Genomic DNA, 17,884 nt, shown 5'->3' with positions numbered 1-17,884 from the left:
ATCTTGTTCAGCAATATCTTTTTGTTAAAATTTTGACTAAAATAGTGAACTCGCGAATAGTGTTTACTCTAAAGAATTGCCCCAGTATTCTTTTTATATTGAAATTTCAAACTCTTTTCTGAAGCATTGGCCATAAAATTCCGTATTCTCCATAACTCTACAAAGTCTCTAGCTCGTGTCGGACAGATTGAAACATACCACGGGATTATCGATACTCCCGCATTTGTTCCCGTAGCAACTCATGGAGCCTTAAAAGGAGTTATAGATCATAGCTCTATTCCTCTTCTTTTTTGTAATACCTACCACCTTCTTCTGCATCCTGGAACGGAAGAAATTGCAAAATTGGGAGGCTTACATAAGTTTATGGGAAGAAAATCCCCCATTATTACTGATTCTGGAGGATTCCAAATCTTCAGTTTGGCCTATGGTTCTGTAGCCGCAGAGATTAAAAGTTGTGGAAAAAAACAAAGAGCCTCTTCTCTTTTGAAAATTACTGATGAAGGAGCGTGGTTTAAGTCTTATCGTGACGGTCGTCAATTCTTTCTTTCTCCAGAAGTCTCAGTTCAAGCTCAAAAAAATTTAGGAGCCGATATTATTATTCCATTAGATGAGCTCCTTCCCTTTCACTCTGAAAAAGACTATTTTTTGACTTCATGTTCTAGAACATATGTTTGGGAGAAACGTTCTTTAGAATACCATAGGAAACAGCCTGGCTACCAATCTATGTATGGCGTTATTCATGGAGGAATTGATATTGAACAGCGTCGGCTGGGTTGTCAGTTTGTAGAAAACGAGCCCTTTGATGGGTTTGCAATAGGAGGAAGTTTAGGACGCAATCGCCAAGAAATGACTTCTGTTGTAGAAGCCACAACTTCTTTTTTATCTAAAGAGCGTCCTCTTCATCTTCTTGGAATTGGGGATCTTCCTTCGATAGAGTCTATGGTTTGTTTTGGTATAGATTCTTTTGATAGCTCGTATCCAACAAAGGCTGCTCGTCATGGTCTGATTTTTTCTAGTTTTGGTGATTTAAAAATCACTCATCAAAAATACAGTCATGATCTTAAAGTCTTGGATCCAGAATGCTCTTGTACAACATGTTCTTCAGGAATTTCTCGAGCCTATCTCCGACATTTATTTAAAGTGCGAGAGCCTAATGCAGCAATTTGGTCTTCGATACATAATCTGCACTATATGCAGCAGGTTATGGCTCGTCTTCGTAAACGTATTTTACGTAATGAAATTTAATCTCTAAACTTACAACATTCGATTTTGATTCTTGATCTTTGTCATAAAGATTTTCTATCTCTCTCTGCAAAAATGAGTAGGCAGGAAATCGCACAGAAACCCAAAGCTGAGGCCATAGGAATTGTTATGCTACCAAATAAAAAGATTCTTCTGCTGCAAGAAACATGGCCGCAAATATCTATTTGCATACCAGGAATTTCTTGAAGACACACTTGGTATAAAGATATAAACAAACCAATTAATGCTAGAGGAAGCACGTACTTCTTTATTGAAACGTCATTATGATATGACGCGATTCCTAAAATTATCGTTAAAGGAAATAGGCATATTCTCTGATAGTAGCAAAGTATACATGGTTCCACATTCAGGATGTAGCTATAAAAAAGACTTAAAAGAGTCCCTAAACAAGCTATTAGCCAGGCACAATATAAGGCATTACTACGTAGGAGTTTAATCATTTTCTTCTTCGGCAGATTGTAATTGACGAATTTGATGAATCACTCTTTCAATTTCATCAAAAGTTGGATCCTCTATAAGATAATCCCCAACGACTGCCGTCGGAGTCGCTAGCTGTCCACCTAAAACTCGAGAACCGTAAAGATTATTCTTTTTTATCTGTTCGTTATAAAGTTTTGAAGAGATGCATTGTTCTAAACCTTTAGCATTAATACTTCTTCCTGAGAGAGTCTTTAATCCTTCCGCAAGCTTTGTTAAAACTTGTGGCTCTGCCCAATAGGTCCCCTCTTGTTTAGGATAAATAAGTAAGCGATGAAAATACTCCATATAAGCTTGAATATCGGGTTTTCGAGCGTCGTTATGATATATACAGTAAAGAGCTTGTGCTGCAGGCTTTGATCCTCGGATGAAACACAAGGGAATTAAAGTAAAAGAAATTTCTCCAGTATCAATATAATGTTTCTTTATAAGAGGAAATACCTCTGTAGAAAATTCTGCACAAGCAGAACACGAAGGCTCTTCAAATACAGTAATATTAATTGGAGCATAAGGGTTGCCAAGCGTTGGGAAATGTTTGGCGTTTGTTGGAATATGAGCTTTTGGTGGAAGAATTGTATGTTTTTTATGAACCATAAGCCCTAAGCACAAAAGAAAAAATAGTGTTGTAGTAAGTACTAAAATCTTTCTATTCAAATGAGGAGCTCGTCATACAATTACTTATACTAATAAGTAATAGAACAAAAAATAAAAAAACTCAAAAAAAGATTTAGATTTTTTAGATAAAATCCTTTCCCTTTTATCCTCTCTCTTTTTATACGGAGAAATAAAATCTCAGAATTTTGTTATGGATAAAGAAGCCTTAGAAAATATTTATAAGCATTTTCGTTATCGTTTTTTAAAATTAAACATCTTGCCAGCGTTTCTTGGTTTTTTATTGATATGCACACCGACAATACTTCACTATTCTCAAGCAGATGTAAGTATTTCCGATCATATTTGTGGTGTTCTGTTAATTTCCTTAACGATCTTTTCTTTAAAGAGACGCTCTATTCTTTGGCTGGGAGCTTTTCTTGGGTTATGGGTTACTCTATTTGCTTGTATTCAAGGACGCCCCTCAGTCGTTTTTGCTCATGACACTTTAGTCGGTTTTGCTATTCTTGCTGTTGTTTGTATTTCACCGACACGTCCTGAGGCTTTAGAAGTAGGCCCAACTCTCCCAGAAGGATCTTCTTATAACCCTTCTACTGGCGGACGAAGAGCCGCTGTGTTGTTTCTTTGTTCTTTAGCGTGGTTACAAACTCGTTATCTTGCTGCAGCAAGCTTGGGAATTTCTGGGATGAAACTCCCTCAGTTTTCCCTGATATATTCTGCTTTAATGACGACTTATTCTCTCCTTATTGTCTTGTCTTTAGCTGGAAGTGAGCGTCGTTGGCATACACGACCAAAAATTGTCATAGCAACAGCCTTGACATTGCTTTCTGCTATTGTTCTTACATTAATCCCGGTAGTTTTACGCTTGCAGAGTCTTGATTGCTGGATTTGCCTCTGTTTAACTATAGAGCCTGCTCTTGCAGTGGTTTTTGCTTATGATGAAATTCGTGCAACCTTGCAGTATCTTTCTCAGTTTCTCGGAGATAAAAGATCCTTGGCTCGTGCGTCTTTTTTTGGATCTGAGTATTATAAACACACACTCCTATGGGAAGAAAGAACTGTTCTTCCTCTACCAAGAGCCTGTAAACAGGCTTTTCTTGGTATCTCTTTTCCCCTCAACCAAATTTTAATTATTTGCTTAGCTGCAATCTTTGTTAAACTTAATAACACGATTGCGACACAACTTGACTCTTTCCCAAAAAATTTCCTCAATATTTGTTGCTGGTTTATTATAGTCCTCACCATCCTAGCTTTTGCTAAAAGTCTTCGTCATGTTCGTTGGATAAGTTTGATTTTTTCAGCATCAATCCTGCTTTCTCCAGTATTCTTTCACATTCATACAAGTGCTCCAATGTTTCTCCCTATTATAGCAACAGGCATACTCTTGATAGCACTTTCTATTCTTAGTGGGTTTTCTAAGGAAGATAGCGCATCTTAGTTTAAGAGCGATGTTGATGTAGAATTAGAAGACGATGATGGAGGGTTTTCCTCGTCATCTTTCTCTTCTTTTCTTTGACGTTGCGCCTCGTTCATAAAGATTCTTTCCCTAGCAGAATCTATGGCTTGATCTATTAACGAATCGTGAGAGGATGCCTCTTTTGAATCTTTAGATGGGATTTGCTTTCGAGAATGAAATAAAATCGTAGAAGAAAACATTCTAGAGTATTCTGTAAGTAAAACTTCGTTTTCTATAAATCGTGTTAGGGATTTTTTCGTTGGAACCTCAGACTGTTGTTCGCAATGTTTTAAAATCTCAAAGTAGTTGCTTTGAGATAAACGTGTTTGTAGAGCCATGGCTTTTTTATGGTGGATATAGGCATAGATATTGAGAGGTAAAACTATAAATACAATAGAAAGAACAGCTGGGAGAATATAAGGCAAGATAATATCCGCCCAAATACACAGTCCTTCAGAAGTATAGCCACAAAGTCCACATCCTAGAAATAAAGCTACAGTCGAAAAAGTTAGAGCTATTGCAGCTACAATTGCTGCTGGAGAGCCAAAATAACGATGTGAGGAAATCTTATTATAAGCTGAAAGCTTTTCTTCATAAGAAAGAATAGAGGTCCTAGTGATAGAACTAGTAGGAGAAAGAATGGCTGGTGTTGTCATGAGCTTAAAAGCTTCTTAAGATTATCAAGAAAGTTTTGGTTTGTATGAGGAGATTTTATAGATTCATCTATAGGAAGAGAAACCAGTTGATGATTTTTAATAATGAATAAAGAGTCTCCTAGAAATAAAACATCTCGGAAATCATGGGTCACAAGAATTACAGTTTTGTTCTCATTTTTTGCTAAATACACAACGTCTTTATAAAGCTGTTCTTTAAGAAGAATGTCTAAAGAAGAAAAAGGTTCATCCAAAAGAAGAATCGGCTTCTGAGACAAATATTGAGATGCTAAGGCTACCCGTTGCCTCTGACCTCCAGAGAGTTCATCAGGATAACGGTTTAATAGAGAACTTAAATTAAAATTCTTGATGACTTTTTGAAGATAGTCTGAGCAAACTGGTGCTTGCTTCGGAGATCCCAATTCTGTGGGTAAGAGGATGTTTTTTAAAGCTGTCCTCCAAGGGAGCAAAGCTTCTTTCTGTTGCATATATGCAACAGAATTTTGAGTTAGCGTACGGTCTTTCCAGAGAAGACAAGAGCCTTGTTCTGGAGTCAGAAGTCCAGAGAGTAGACGAAATAGCGTTGTTTTTCCCACTCCTGATCTTCCTAAAATAATAGTAATTTTTCCTGGAAAAGCTATGAAAGATGCATCTTGAAAGATAATCTCTTGCTTATAAGAATAACAAAGATGAGAGACTTTTAGCATAATAGAAAAAACCCTCAAGAAACTAAAAAAGCTTGCGGTTACCAAGACTTGAACTTGGGACCTCGACATTATCAGTGTCGCGCTCTAACCAACTGAGCTATAACCGCGAGTTTTGGAGACTAGGAGATTCGAACTCCTGACCTTCTGAATGCAAATCAGACGCTCTACCAACTAAGCTAAGTCCCCGTACGTTTCGTTAAGGAAAATCAAGGCATCATCTTACTTACTCAAAGATTTAACCTCAATAAAGAAAACATGATAACTTTTTGACTAATGCTTCAGGCAAAGTTGAGTCAAAACACTTTTTAGTAAAGAATCCATATAAATTTTACTTGCTTCAACTTGAAACTGCTTCCAACTTTCATTGCTAGGAGATTCTAGAGGATGAGGAATGATAATATTCACTCCCAAACAAGGTGTATTATATTCATAGCACACTTGAGAAACAGCCCCACTAGCACTATCAAACCCTTGAATCTCAGGATAAAGCTTTTGTAGAGAAAGAAAGTAGTTGCGCGACATTGCGAAGGATTCCCCGGTGGCTACTAGGCCTTCGATTAGAGTGTGCTCTGTTATGGTCGTCATTTTTAAATAACCATGAGCTTGTAAAAGTTTTTGTATTTCTTCCTTATGAGTTTTAATAAATTTTATACCCCCTTCAAGAACAGCATCTCTGTATTCATTATTAGTTTTAAAAATGCTTTGCTTGATGTCTGGAATCTCAAATCGTTCAAAAAAAGGCCTTATGTCTGCATCATAATTAATGTAACCTTTAGAAATTAAAACATTACCAAAACGACTGCTGTCTGAGCGAGAATAACAAGTTCCTATAATTAAAATGAGATCCACTTGATGATTTAAAATCATATTACAAGCAACAACAGAAGAAGAAACTTTATTTGGCCATAGTGAGGAAACCACAAGATATTTACCAAAATAATCTCCAGAATAATAAATCCGCTTCCCCTCTCTAGATTTCTGGCTGTTAGAAAACCAAGGAATAGGGCAAGAGGTCTCTGAAGTCGTAAGCGCTAATTCAGGAAGTGCAAAAATAATGCCGATACGACTTAAAGGAGCCTGTTTTTCTGAAAGGAAATTAGCATCTTCGGCGAACAATTTTGAAAAGAAAAGACTGCAGGAAAGAACAGACAAAAATAAACGGATCATTTTTTAGTGATAAAAAGCTTTTTTAAGAGCTTATAGGAAAAATTTCTGTTAAAGAGAATAGAAAACTAAACTAGGTGTGAAGATAACTCTTTCAAATCTAGAGGTAACGAAGAGCTAGATTTAAAAGAGCTGATCTTCTTTTAGCCTGTAATAAAAAGATTTTTTTACAAATGAACTTTTTTGCGAATAGAAGAGGGCAAACTTTTTGCTTCTTTAATCTTTGTTATAGTAAATGATTTTGAGAAGACTTCGTATTCCTTGTCTAAAGCTTTGGGGTTGTTATTTTTATAAACCATGAAGACTTGATATAAAGTATGGTTTACTGATATCAAAATTCCCCGGAAATACACATTATCGCAAGATATCCAAAACTCCAAGGCTTTGTATCCTTGAACCTGAGTCGCTTGCATAAAAAGAACATGAGATTCTGGTAGCGCCTGTAGCATTCCAGAAAAACCTTCCTGAAGATTGAGCTCAGGACGACTGATATCAATTTTATCAGGGTATTCCCAGACAGAAATTACATAAATAGTATCGCTGTCGGCAGTTTCTGTAACATAGGTGTTATAATATATCGTAATTTCAGATTGAGGGATCTCCACAGTTTGTCCTGTATGATCTGGTTCCCCAGGGAGCTCGACAGAAAAACCACTATTTTGAGTATAGTCGTAGCGCTTCCATTGTAGTGAGTCTTTGATTTGCGAAGCCACTGAGGCTTCATTTTCGATTTCCTTTTTAGCGAACCAGCCTTTGATTTTTCCAAAGAATCCTAGGCGGGTCTCTATAGCGGCCTCTAGAGAGGGGCTAATGGCTATAAGTGAAAAGAAAACAGATATTAAAATCTTTCTGTAGTATCGAAACATAATAAACTAAAAATAAAATACGTTAGTTAATTAAATATTATTATTTTGTGTGTTTTATTTATGGAATAAAGTGGGTTTTTTCGAAAAAAAATAAAAAAACTTGTGTTTTATAAAATTCGTGAAGATAATCCTGAAAATTTGAAATATAGAAAAAGTCATTTAAGGTAGATCATGAAAGATCAACGTATTCTTGGTAAGCGAGTTGGTGTCTTACCTGCGCGATGGGGGAGTTCTCGTTTTCCTGGAAAACCTCTATGTGAAATTCTTGGAAAAACTTTAATTCAAAGAACTTACGAAAATGCTGCAAAATGTTCTTTTCTTGACACTGTAGTTGTTGCAACAGAAGATCCTCGTATTGTAGAACATGTTCATGGGTTTGGTGGTTTGTGCGTTTTAACTAGCCCTGAGTGTCTTAATGGAACAGAGAGAACTGCAGAAGTTGCTACACGTTATCTTTCAGAAGCTGAGATTGTTGTGAATATTCAAGGTGATGAGCCTTGTTTAAATCCTAATGTTGTTGACTCTTTGATTCAAAAATTAGAAGAGTGTTCAGAAGCAAATATGGTGACACCTGTTGCTATAAGTACAGATCCTGATGAAATTTTTACAGAAAAAAAAGTAAAATGTGTCTTTGATCAGAAAGGAAAAGCTTTATATTTTAGTCGTAGCCCAATCCCCTATATCTTTAAGAAACAAGTTCCAATTTATTTACATATTGGAGTCTATGCTTTTAGAAAAGAATTCTTATTACACTACGTTCAACTCGGTCCTACAACATTAAATGAGGCAGAAGATCTTGAGCAATTGCGTATACTGGAATCTGGAGGTCAGATTCATGTATGTGTTGTTGATGCTAAAAGCCCGTCTGTCGATTATCCAGAAGATATTAAAAAGGTGGAAAAATATATCACATGCCTTTCAAGTGCATCTTTCTAACAGGAGGTGTAGTCTCCTCCTTAGGCAAAGGATTAACAGCAGCATCTTTAGCTTTGTTGTTAGAGCGCCAACAGCTTAAAGTGGCAATGTTAAAACTGGATCCTTATTTTAATGTGGATCCAGGGACTATGAATCCTTTTGAACATGGAGAGATCTATGTTACTGAGGATGGTATGGAAGCAGACCTAGATTTAGGTCATTATCATAGATTTTCTTCAGCAGAACTTTCAAAATATTCTACAGCGACTTCTGGTCAGATTTACGCTAGTGTAATTAAAAAAGAGAGAGAAGGTTATTATCTTGGAAGTACTGTACAGGTAATTCCCCATATTACGAATGAAATAATCAAAGTTATTTCTACATGCGCAGAAAAGCATTCCCCTCACGTTTTAATTGTAGAAATTGGAGGAACTATTGGAGATATAGAATCCCTTCCTTTCTTAGAAGCAATACGTCAGTTTCGCCATGAGCATTCTGCTGATTGTTTTAGCATTCATATGACTTATGTTCCCTATTTAGCTGCAGCAGGAGAGGTGAAGACAAAACCGACACAACACTCTGTTCAGACACTTCGAGGTATTGGTATAATTCCGGATGCTATTATATGTCGTTCAGAAAAAGCTTTAAGCTCTGAAGTAAAAGCTAAAATAGGTCTCTTTTGTAATGTCTCTAAAGAAGCTGTGTTTAATGTTGTTGATGTGCAACATTCAATTTACGAGTTACCTTTGATTCTCTCTGAAGAGAAGATCACTAGTTTCATTAGTCAGAAATTGAAATTGGAAACTGCGATAGGAGATTTAAGTGATTGGGAAATCTTGGTTTCTCGTTTATCTCAGTCTTTACCAAAAGTGCGCATAGGTGTTGTCGGTAAGTATGTTCAACATCGAGATGCTTATAAATCTATATACGAAGCTCTAACACACGCAGCTTTAAGTTTGAATTATGCTATAGAAACTATTCCTATAGATGCTGAGGACCCCAATTTATGTGCAATTTTGGAGCAGTGCGATGGATGTCTTGTTCCAGGAGGCTTCGGTTGCCGTGGTTGGGAAGGTAAAATTTCTGCTGCGAAATTTTGTCGTGAACATAATGTCCCCTATTTTGGTATTTGTTTGGGAATGCAAGTTCTTGTTGTAGAATATGCTCGCAATGTTTTAAATCTTCTTTGCGCAGACTCTACAGAAATGAATAAAGATACACCAGATCCTATTATTTGTATTATAGATGGACAGGATTCTTTATTGGCAACTGGAGGAACCATGCGTCTTGGAGCTTACCCATGTAAGTTAAAACCTCAAAGTAAAGTATATCGAGCCTACAAAGAAGCTTCTCTGATTCAAGAACGTCATCGACATCGCTATGAATTAAACTCTGATTATATTCATTCTTTAGAAAACCATGGTTTAAAAATCGTTGGAACTTGTCCAACACAAAATCTTTGTGAAATTGTTGAGGTTGAAAATCATCCTTGGATGATTGGAGTACAGTTTCATCCAGAGTTTATCTCAAAATTAATAGCTCCGCATCCCCTCTTTGTTGGGTTCATCCAAGCGGCTCTTATAAATTCTAGAAATCAAAATTATGTCTGATAATATTCAAGCTAACAAAGCTTTTCTTGGAGTGGATTATGGGCAAAAGCGTATAGGTTTAGCATGTGCTTCTTATCCTTTATTCCTGAGCATTCCTATAGGAACTATAGAAAGAGAAAAAAATTTAGATAGCATAGTAACTTCCCTTCAAAAAATTATTGTTGAAAGAAAAATTACCTGTGTAATTTTAGGAAATCCCCTACCTATGTATAAAGGGCAGGTTTCTCCACTTCAGAAAGAAATCATTCTGTTATCAGAAAGACTCAAAGAAGTTTTACATATAAATGTTATTCTTTGGGATGAACGATTGTCTTCTACTCAAGCTGAAAAGATGTTGAAACAAGACTGTGGGTTAAGTAGAAAGCAGCGTACAGGAAAAACAGACGCTCTTGCTGCAACTCTGATTCTTTCTAGTTTTTTAGAGAGCTCTCTTCAATAAAAATTCTAGCTATCTCTTAAAATCTAATATTTTCCTCATAGGAACTTTTTTCTATTTTTGTTATTTTCCCCAAACTAGCTTGTGAGATAAGCCTTATAAGGAGATTGTTATGGAAGGAACTGTTGAACAAAATGGCTTGAGAGAAGGAAAAACTCTTCCACCATGTCCTCCCTGTGTAATGGTAATCTTTGGAGCTACAGGAGATCTTACTGCAAGAAAATTATTACCAGCATTGTACCACCTAATGAAAGAAGGGCGCCTGTCTAAGAATTTTATTTGTGTTGGTTTTGCTCGTAAAGATAAGTCTCATGAGCAATTTCGAGATGAGATGAAACAAGCAATTACAATGTTTTCTTCTTCTCCAGAAATAGACATTAAAGTTTGGGAAAACTTTCAAAATAGACTTTTTTATCATCGTTCAGAATTTGATAATTCCTCAGGATATTCTTCTTTAAAAAGTTTTTTAAAAAAAATAGATCAAACTTATGGAACTCAAGGAAATCGACTTTTCTATCTTTCAACACCCCCACATTACTTCCCCACAATTATTAAAAATTTAAATGAACATCAATTGTTTAATCGTCATCAGGTAGAGAAAACCCCTTGGTCTAGAGTAATTATAGAAAAGCCTTTCGGAAGAGATCTTGATAGTGCTCAAGAGTTGCAACAGTGTATTAATGAGAATCTTGTAGAAGATGCAGTCTATCGCATAGATCATTATCTAGGTAAAGAGACTGTACAAAATATTCTAACAATACGCTTTGCAAATACGCTTTTTGAATCATGTTGGAATGCTCAGTATATAGATCATGTACAAATTAGCTTGGGAGAAACTATAGGTATTGGTTCTCGAGGAAACTTGTTTGAAAAATCTGGAATGCTTCGGGATATGGTACAAAATCATATGATGCAGCTCTTATGTTTACTCACTATGGAACCCCCTACTGTTTTTGATTCTGAAGAGATAAAAAAGGAAAAAATAAAAATCTTACAAAAGATAACTCCTTTTTCTGAGAGTTCTATAATTCGAGGGCAATATGGTCCTGGAGATGTTCAGGGGGTTTCTGTTTTAGGATATCGTGAAGAAGATAGTGTTTCCCCTAATTCTTCAATAGAAACTTACGTAGCTTTAAAACTATTTATCAATAATTCACGTTGGTTAGGAGTTCCTTTTTATTTGCGAGCTGGAAAACGTTTGGCAAAAAGATCAACAGATATTTTTGTTACTTTTAAGAAATCACCCTATAATTTATTTGCTTCTGAAATTTGTGAAAGCTGTCCTTTAGAAAATGATTTATTAATTATTCGTATACAACCTGACGAAGGAGTTGCTTTAAAATTCAATTGTAAAGTTCCGGGAACAAATAATACTGTTCGTCCTGTAAAAATGGATTTTCGCTACGATAGTTATTTCAAAGCGACTTCCGCAGAAGCTTATGAGCGATTGCTTTGTGATTGTATTTTAGGAGATAGAACTCTATTCACTGGATGGGAAGAAGTTCTTGCTTCTTGGAAGCTCTTTACTCCAATTCTTAAGATATGGGAAGAAAGTCCCCCCAGTTTTTTCCCTAACTATGCTGCAGGTTCTTCTGGGCCTAAAGAGGCTGATGAGCTGCTTTTAGCAGATGGAAGATGTTGGCAGCCTTTATAAATGGTAAAATAGTGTGAGGACTCATGGCAACGTTAGTAAATCTCAATGAAAACTACAAAATCTTACTCGCAAAAAAGGAAGCTCTTTTTGTTGACCTTGCTTGTAAAGATTGGATTGCGTCTGCAAATAAATCTATAAAATCTCGAGGAGCTTTTTATGTGGCTCTTTCTGGTGGATCTACTCCTCAAGCTATTTATAGAGAGATTGTTCAAAATAAAAAAAAGCTTTTGGATACTAGAAAAATTTTCTTGTTCTGGGGAGATGAAAGAAATGTCTCCACAATATCTGCAGAGAGCAACTACGGCCAAGCTATGAGTATACTTCGGGAATTAAATATTCCTGAAGAGCAGATTTTTCGTATGAAAGTTGAAAGTCCAGATGGAGCACGACAGTATCAAAGTACTATAGAGTCTGTAGTTCCTGAATGTCGTTTTGACATGATCATGTTTGGAATTGGAGAGGATGGGCATACCCTTTCATTATTTCCTAACACATCGGCTTTGGAGGAAAAGAAACGTCTCGTTGTTTTTAATGAGGTTCATCAGTTAGAAACAACAAGAATGACTTTAACTTTCCCATGTGTGCAACAAGGTAGGCATCTTGTTGTTTATGTTTCTGGAGCAAATAAAAAAGATATTGTTAAGACTTTGTTGTTTTCAAAAGATAAAGAGTCTGAAAACTTTCCTATAGAACGCATTGGAACTCCAAGGACACCTTTATTTTGGATTCTTTCTCCTGATACTTTTGATCTTCATGATTTTGACTCCATCCCCTCTATCTATAAACTAGATGTTCTATAGGTTAAAAAGAAATCGAACTACCTCTTTGTAAAAAAGATAGAATAGGGAGGTTATCTTTTATAATTTTAATTTCTAGGATCTCTTCGAGAATAGGGAGGCGGAGGCTGTGAAGCCCCTCCTTCATGTGGAAAGTTATAAATATGGCCATTGTTTCCAACGACTTCTTCGTAAGTAGGTGGTGGTGGAACAGGGGGCGTTCCCCAGATAAACGGGGCACGATTATAAAGATTTCTAGAGAGACCTAGTGCTGCGCGATCTTCTGTTGAGAAAAGTTGGCAGCAGCTATTTAAACAGCGCTCAAGAATAATTTTAGATAGTTCGCACTGATAATATCTATCTGGATGTTGGAGAAGACGTTCGCTAATAGCTGTGTGTAATAAAGCTCTTTGTACTGTTAGAGCTATTTGTGCTCGTTTACGGTAGCTGTGAAAAGTTGCTATGATAAAGCCTATAGTTGTCATACCTAATACAGAAGCTCCGGCAGCACAACACCCTATCATTGCGGAAGAGATAATAGTGGTTGCTGCAGGTCCACAGAAAAAGATCGCCATGACAATTCCTGCGATTAAAGTAATAAGAGCTATGGTTGCGATAATCCCTATAATAAGAAAGTGAATAGAAGAAGCTCTGAAGTTTTTATAGGCACTGATAGTAAGAGAAGAGGCTTGGAGCGCAGTTACAGCTGTCGCGCGAGCTAGAGGTGTAGTTGTAGAATTTCTTAATTTTCTTTGGATCTCTCTTGAGCGAGTTTTCTGATGACGGATACACTCTCCCGCTTTTTTAATCTTTACAGCTGCTGAAGCGACTATCCCAATAGATGTTCCAAGAATAGCAGAAAGAATAACTCCTATGATACCTAATAGGATGGAAATTATAATGGTGCTTCCTCGATTCTCACCTCTTATTGGTTGACACAATAGGCTGATCCATCCAAGCATTCCAATCACATTCTCTAAGGAATCCATAAGAGAAAAAGAGGCGCTAACCAATAGAGTTTCAGACGTACCTTCTGCTCTTGGTGAAATTGTATTAGTCGTTTCTGCTAAGCTGCGTAGAAGCCTTAAATCTAGATTTTTTCTATTTTCTAGAAAGGGTGTGAGAAAGTCTGTTACTCTACGATTTTCTGGTGATGTTATAATTAAGTTCGCCTGACTTGGGCTACATAAGATACGAATAGATTGGAGTGTTGTTTCATTAGATTGGATAACTGTGGTTGATAGCGGCATATTTATATTAGAATTACAAATTTTAATTAATGTTATTGCTGCAACATTATAACTCAAAAAGAATTAGTTATGTTAATGATAACTAATTACCAGTTGACTGTTGCGTGTTCTAGTAATGCCCAAGGAGCTTGGCAAACCACAATAGCTGTATTTAATCTAGAAACCCCCTCTCCACCCTCGTTTTGAATAAAACTTCTGGCAATTAGAAATGCATAAAAAGCCGCTCCAATAACAGGAATAAGAAGAAGAGGTGCTGCATAATAGCAAGGATCTTCCGAAAGGCTTAGAATACAATCAAACCAAGAAGACGCTTTTAGAGTTTCTTTCCCAGAGCAGCTACTATATAAGCGTGCTATTAGAAAAGTTATAATCTTATATAAAGATTTTATAAGAAGAAGAATAGTTGCAAAGATTCCTATGATTAAAGATACCACAGGGTAAAGAAGTAGGTCTATTGTGGAGCTCAAAACTTTGTGATGGAGTGAACCTTCTTCAACATCTCCTACGTTATAGTTAGTAAAAAAATAGCAAGCCACAAGGACCTCCATGATTTTTTGTATTAAAAATACCTTCCCTTTTTCCTTAAGTCTTTTTTAAAAACCTTTTACCAATGAGTTAAGGAGAACTTCAATTGTTCCCAAGGAGCTCCTAAAGCAACAATCAATTTTTCAGAACAATCTACATCAGTACCCTCAATTTCTACAAACTTACGTACAAAGGAGTTACAATAAATAGCTGTTCCGACAACAGGTAGTAGTAGAAGTGGAGCGAGATAAGGCTTGGCGTTTGAATCTATAAGACAAGAGAACCAGTCGGAGAGCCTTACACGACTTACTCCTGCACATGCAGTAGCTATTCGTGAAAGAATATAGGTTAAGGCTTTAAATATAAATTTAAGGAGGAGTAAAACACTCCCAAAAACGCCAACAATAATAGAAGTTAGGGGAAGAAGAAGAATGTCTATCGTTGCGCAGACGATTTTTGAGCAGGTGTAAGAACATGTATTCTGTACTATAGGATCTACATCCTGTTTATTTGCTAAAAGGAAACATGCCATCATAATATTTCTTAACTCCTTATTATTTTTAAGGACGATAGAAAAAGTTTCTCTATATTCGATCGTCTGTTAAAAAGATGCCAATATTATACATAATTAATTATTTATAAACATTTACTTTGTAGTTTGTAAGGTGGGTTTTAATAAAACTTTAAAATCTTTATATAAAGATTTTAAAAAATAAAGTGATTTCGTATTAAAAAATCTGAGTCTAGAATGCTTTTATCTTTCCTGCAGCCAGGAGGTTGCAACATCCTTAAATGTAGTTAAAGGAACGGAAAAAGTAGCACATACAATGTCTAAGCCTGGCAAGCTACGAATATCTTTCTTAGTGAGAGTAGTTTTTATGTAAACTACACAAAAAATAGCTAATCCAAGAATAGGTAATAATAAAAACGGTGTGAGATAGGGCTTTGTTTCTGGGTTGGTGAAGCAACTAAACACTTCGGAAACTGTTACAGAAGAAGTTGTCTTTTTAGCTAAGTTAGCTATTCGTAAAAAAATGAAAGCCAAAGATAGAAATATGATTTTGATTAAGAGTAGGACTGTTCCAACGACACCGATGACAACAGAAATTACAGGTAAAAGAAGTAGGTCTATACCTATACAGGTGACTTTTTTTCTAAATGTAGGAGTTTCTAAGTCTAGGTAGTGATAAATTAAAGAGTAACAAGCCATGAAACCTCTTTTTATTTTAATTAGGCCTATAAAGGCCTAAAGAATAAATTTTCTAAAAATTCATTTAAAATAACGTATGTGATCCAGGAATATTTTTCCATCCTAGAATAGAGTCTAAAAAGAGAAGTAAAGGACAACTCGCGACAATAGCTGTAATTTCAAAACAAGAAGATGCACAGCATTCCTTTATAACAATCTGAGAAACTATGGTTAAATAAATAGCTGTTCCAATCACAGGACATAGTAAGAGTGGTGCTAAAAGAGGTTTGCTTCTTGCCTCAAGGATGCAAGTAAAACGTTTTGATAAAGGCATTAACTGAGTTTCTGATGTTTTGGACATCCAATCAATCAGATAGGTTATGAGTTTGTATAGCGTTTTAATTATAAGAAAAATTATTCCAATAACTCCGGAAATGATAGATGAAACAGGGAGTAGCATTAACCCTATTACAGTTCCCGAAACTTTTGAGTAGGTGTAAATTGTGTCTGTATCAAAAGACTGTCTTCTAGCTGTATAGTGACTCATAATAGACCTCCTTTGCAACTTTTAGATTCCTTTAAAATTAAGTTTATTGAGGCTAGCAGCTGAACATCTGTCTTAGAGTTGTTCAAAAAAACTATTTTTTATGTGTTAAGATTTTTTTTAAAAAGTCAAAAACAATAATCTTAGATCATTTTTTTTAGAAATGAAAAAAATTGTCTTTGAGAAAGGTTGCTCTAAAAAAAGCTCTAGAAATATTTTCTTTCTGCTTGTAATAGCTTCTAAAAAGGGGAGATAGTCTAAACAGATAGACCTCCGTTTAGAAGAAGAACACTACAATATTTTTTTTAAAGACAAAAAATCTTACGGATCTTTAGAACAGCCTAAGATATATTATTTGTAATTTCGTTTGGAGAAGGCTTCCAAGAAGTTGCAGACTCGACCATTAAGGATACTGGGGCAATAACAGCGAAAGCGGTAATATCCAAATACGAAGGCATTCCATATTTTTTTGAGAAACTTTGAATAAGAACTCCCAAGTAAATAGAAAGGCCGAGAATTGGTATTAATAGAACTGGCGCTAAATGAGGCATAAAGAGATCTTTTGTTAAACAAGAAAATCTTGAGAATAAAGAAGGTTGTGGTTTTCTCCAGATAGTATTTAAAAAGTAGGTTATACATAGACTCAGAATTTTAATTAGAAGAAAAAAGGTTCCAACGACTCCTGCAATGAGAGAAACTAATGGAAGAAGAAGCAAATCCCCCAAAATACAAATAACTTTTATAAGCACAGGAGTGCTGTATAGGTGTATGTCAACACCTGCCCTATCTGCCAATAAGTAACACGTCATAACGAAGCCAAGAAAATCAAGAAGGATTTAAAAATTTGTTTTTAGAAAAAAAATCAGAGTCATTGGATTATATTTAACTCAGGATAAGAAACATTTTTTTATTATATCTAACTATACTCAATATCCATACAACGAAACATTTTACCATGAAGTATTCTTATTGCTAAATAGAAGAGAGATTTTTATAAACTAATGAGTCACAGGTATTTTTCTTTAAGTTGAATATGTGCTATGTACAGAATTTTATACTAGGTCGAGAAAAAGTGCCGATAAAGGAAGATAGTTTTCAAAATCAGTCTTGTATTATACTAGAAGGGGTTCGAGGCAAAGTTATGATTAAAAGTTTTGTTTATATTATTATGGGTCCCCCTGGATCTGGAAAAGGAACACAATCAAAATATCTTTCTGATAAACTAAGAATCCCCCACATTAGTTCTGGAAATTTACTGCGTTCAGCAGTTAATAAAAATTCCCCTTTAGGTTTACAAGCTAGAGAATTTTTAGATCAAGGGTTTTTTGTCCCCGACGAGCTCGTTTGGGGACTTGTTGCAGAAAGATTACAAGAAGAAGACTGTGCTAAAGGCTGTATAGTTGATGGATTTCCAAGAACCGTTGATCAAGCGTATATTTTGAATGATTTTTTAGAAAACTTAAATTTTGATTGTCGAGTAATTTTCTTAGAAGTTTCTGAACAACAAATTATTTATAGAATTTGTTCTCGATATGTCTGCCCATCTTGTCATCAGATATATAAGCAAGAACAAGGACTATTGGATTGCCCTAAATGTCAGACTGCGTTGGTTCGTAGAACTGATGATAATCCTGATGTTATCAAACAAAGACTTAATACTTATTTTGAAAAAACTGTTCCTGTTCTAGCTTATTATGAAACTTTAGGAAAAGTTGATAGAATTTCTGCTGAAGGTTCTGAGGAACAAGTCTTTCAAAAAATTCTTCAACACAGCTATTCTTAAATAT

20 protein-coding genes and 2 tRNA genes are annotated in these 17,884 nt (G+C 35.6%); 8 read left to right on the top strand and 14 right to left on the bottom strand.

The window, feature by feature from the left end; all coding sequences use genetic code 11:
* The first annotated feature begins 126 nt into the window (after positions 1-126).
* Positions 127-1,245 (top strand): tRNA guanosine(34) transglycosylase Tgt, encoded by a 1,119-nt coding sequence (gene tgt / locus JMS40_RS03800; protein ID WP_201456951.1) that lies wholly within the window; start codon positions 127-129, stop codon positions 1,243-1,245.
* A gap of 41 nt (positions 1,246-1,286) precedes the next feature.
* Here tgt and JMS40_RS03795 read toward each other — a convergent pair whose 3' ends face one another.
* Both JMS40_RS03795 and JMS40_RS03790 read right to left on the bottom strand, forming a co-directional pair.
* Positions 1,287-1,703, bottom strand: a complete 417-nt coding sequence (locus tag JMS40_RS03795) for a disulfide bond formation protein B (protein WP_201456950.1) — start codon at positions 1,701-1,703, stop codon at positions 1,287-1,289.
* The gene (locus JMS40_RS03790) at positions 1,696-2,334 is read right to left on the bottom strand and encodes a thioredoxin domain-containing protein (RefSeq protein WP_201456949.1); all 639 of its coding nucleotides are present in this window, start codon (positions 2,332-2,334) and stop codon (positions 1,696-1,698) included. The genes JMS40_RS03795 and JMS40_RS03790 overlap by 8 nt, the downstream gene beginning before the upstream one ends.
* Positions 2,335-2,545: 211 nt before the next feature.
* Between JMS40_RS03790 and JMS40_RS03785 the strand changes: the two genes are divergently transcribed.
* Positions 2,546-3,790, top strand: coding sequence for a hypothetical protein (locus tag JMS40_RS03785; protein ID WP_201456948.1), 1,245 nt, complete (start codon positions 2,546-2,548; stop codon positions 3,788-3,790).
* On the opposite strand, the gene JMS40_RS03780 is transcribed toward JMS40_RS03785, so the two are convergent.
* From JMS40_RS03780 to JMS40_RS03755, 6 genes are all read right to left on the bottom strand, one after another.
* Positions 3,787-4,464 carry a hypothetical protein gene (locus JMS40_RS03780; RefSeq protein ID WP_201456947.1) on the bottom strand — a complete coding sequence of 226 codons (678 nt, stop codon included), beginning with the start codon at positions 4,462-4,464 and terminating at the stop codon, positions 3,787-3,789. The two genes, JMS40_RS03785 and JMS40_RS03780, sit on opposite strands and share 4 nt — an antisense overlap.
* Positions 4,461-5,168 (bottom strand): ABC transporter ATP-binding protein, encoded by a 708-nt coding sequence (locus JMS40_RS03775; protein ID WP_201456946.1) that lies wholly within the window; start codon positions 5,166-5,168, stop codon positions 4,461-4,463. The genes JMS40_RS03780 and JMS40_RS03775 overlap by 4 nt, the downstream gene beginning before the upstream one ends.
* Positions 5,169-5,201: 33 nt before the next feature.
* Positions 5,202-5,275 (bottom strand) — tRNA-Ile (locus JMS40_RS03770).
* 6 nt (positions 5,276-5,281) lie between these two features.
* A tRNA-Ala gene (locus tag JMS40_RS03765) sits at positions 5,282-5,354 on the bottom strand.
* Positions 5,355-5,438: 84 nt separating this feature from the next.
* Entirely contained in the window at positions 5,439-6,335 is an 897-nt protein-coding gene (locus JMS40_RS03760) for a 5'-methylthioadenosine nucleosidase (RefSeq protein ID WP_201456945.1), read from the bottom strand.
* A 164-nt stretch (positions 6,336-6,499) separates the two neighbouring features.
* The gene (locus JMS40_RS03755) at positions 6,500-7,198 is read right to left on the bottom strand and encodes a hypothetical protein (RefSeq protein ID WP_201456944.1); all 699 of its coding nucleotides are present in this window, start codon (positions 7,196-7,198) and stop codon (positions 6,500-6,502) included.
* Between the two features lie 171 nt (positions 7,199-7,369).
* Here JMS40_RS03755 and kdsB point away from each other — a divergent pair, with 171 nt between their 5' ends.
* The 5 genes from kdsB (at position 7,370) to pgl (ending at position 12,613) form a co-directional block, all read left to right on the top strand.
* Entirely contained in the window at positions 7,370-8,134 is a 765-nt protein-coding gene (gene kdsB / locus JMS40_RS03750) for a 3-deoxy-manno-octulosonate cytidylyltransferase (protein WP_201456943.1), read from the top strand.
* A complete protein-coding gene (locus tag JMS40_RS03745) occupies positions 8,110-9,723 on the top strand; it encodes a CTP synthase (protein WP_201456942.1) in 1,614 nt (537 codons plus the stop codon). The genes kdsB and JMS40_RS03745 overlap by 25 nt, the downstream gene beginning before the upstream one ends.
* The gene (gene ruvX / locus JMS40_RS03740; RefSeq protein ID WP_201456941.1) at positions 9,716-10,162 is read left to right on the top strand and encodes a Holliday junction resolvase RuvX; all 447 of its coding nucleotides are present in this window, start codon (positions 9,716-9,718) and stop codon (positions 10,160-10,162) included. Before JMS40_RS03745 ends, ruvX begins: the two co-directional genes overlap by 8 nt.
* A 109-nt stretch (positions 10,163-10,271) precedes the next feature.
* Positions 10,272-11,813, top strand: a complete 1,542-nt coding sequence (gene zwf, locus JMS40_RS03735) for a glucose-6-phosphate dehydrogenase (protein ID WP_201456940.1) — start codon at positions 10,272-10,274, stop codon at positions 11,811-11,813.
* A 23-nt stretch (positions 11,814-11,836) separates the two neighbouring features.
* Positions 11,837-12,613: a 6-phosphogluconolactonase gene (pgl, locus tag JMS40_RS03730; RefSeq protein WP_201456939.1), complete on the top strand. Its 777-nt coding sequence runs from the start codon at positions 11,837-11,839 to the stop codon at positions 12,611-12,613.
* Between the two features lie 65 nt (positions 12,614-12,678).
* Here the strand turns inward: pgl and garD are convergent, their stop codons facing one another.
* From garD to JMS40_RS04605, 6 genes are all read right to left on the bottom strand, one after another.
* The gene (gene garD, locus JMS40_RS03725) at positions 12,679-13,839 is read right to left on the bottom strand and encodes an inclusion membrane protein GarD (RefSeq protein WP_201457160.1); all 1,161 of its coding nucleotides are present in this window, start codon (positions 13,837-13,839) and stop codon (positions 12,679-12,681) included.
* Positions 13,840-13,925: 86 nt separating this feature from the next.
* A complete protein-coding gene (locus JMS40_RS03720; RefSeq protein WP_201456937.1) occupies positions 13,926-14,375 on the bottom strand; it encodes a hypothetical protein in 450 nt (149 codons plus the stop codon).
* Between the two features lie 68 nt (positions 14,376-14,443).
* The gene (locus JMS40_RS03715; RefSeq protein WP_201456936.1) at positions 14,444-14,899 is read right to left on the bottom strand and encodes a hypothetical protein; all 456 of its coding nucleotides are present in this window, start codon (positions 14,897-14,899) and stop codon (positions 14,444-14,446) included.
* Positions 14,900-15,118: 219 nt separating this feature from the next.
* Positions 15,119-15,574, bottom strand: a complete 456-nt coding sequence (locus JMS40_RS03710) for a hypothetical protein (protein WP_201456935.1) — start codon at positions 15,572-15,574, stop codon at positions 15,119-15,121.
* A 64-nt stretch (positions 15,575-15,638) separates the two neighbouring features.
* Entirely contained in the window at positions 15,639-16,100 is a 462-nt protein-coding gene (locus JMS40_RS03705) for a hypothetical protein (RefSeq protein WP_201456934.1), read from the bottom strand.
* 338 nt (positions 16,101-16,438) lie between these two features.
* Complete coding sequence (locus tag JMS40_RS04605; RefSeq protein WP_236558945.1) at positions 16,439-16,648, bottom strand: hypothetical protein; 210 nt, start codon at positions 16,646-16,648, stop codon at positions 16,439-16,441.
* 590 nt (positions 16,649-17,238) lie between these two features.
* Between JMS40_RS04605 and JMS40_RS03695 the strand changes: the two genes are divergently transcribed.
* Positions 17,239-17,880 (top strand): adenylate kinase, encoded by a 642-nt coding sequence (locus JMS40_RS03695; RefSeq protein WP_201456955.1) that lies wholly within the window; start codon positions 17,239-17,241, stop codon positions 17,878-17,880.
* Positions 17,881-17,884 lie beyond the last annotated feature (4 nt).

Origin of the sequence: Chlamydia sp. 17-3921 (assembly GCF_902705545.1) — a bacterium.
Classification (GTDB): Bacteria; Chlamydiota; Chlamydiia; order Chlamydiales; family Chlamydiaceae; genus Chlamydia.
This window is presented reverse-complemented; position numbering and strand designations above follow the sequence as displayed.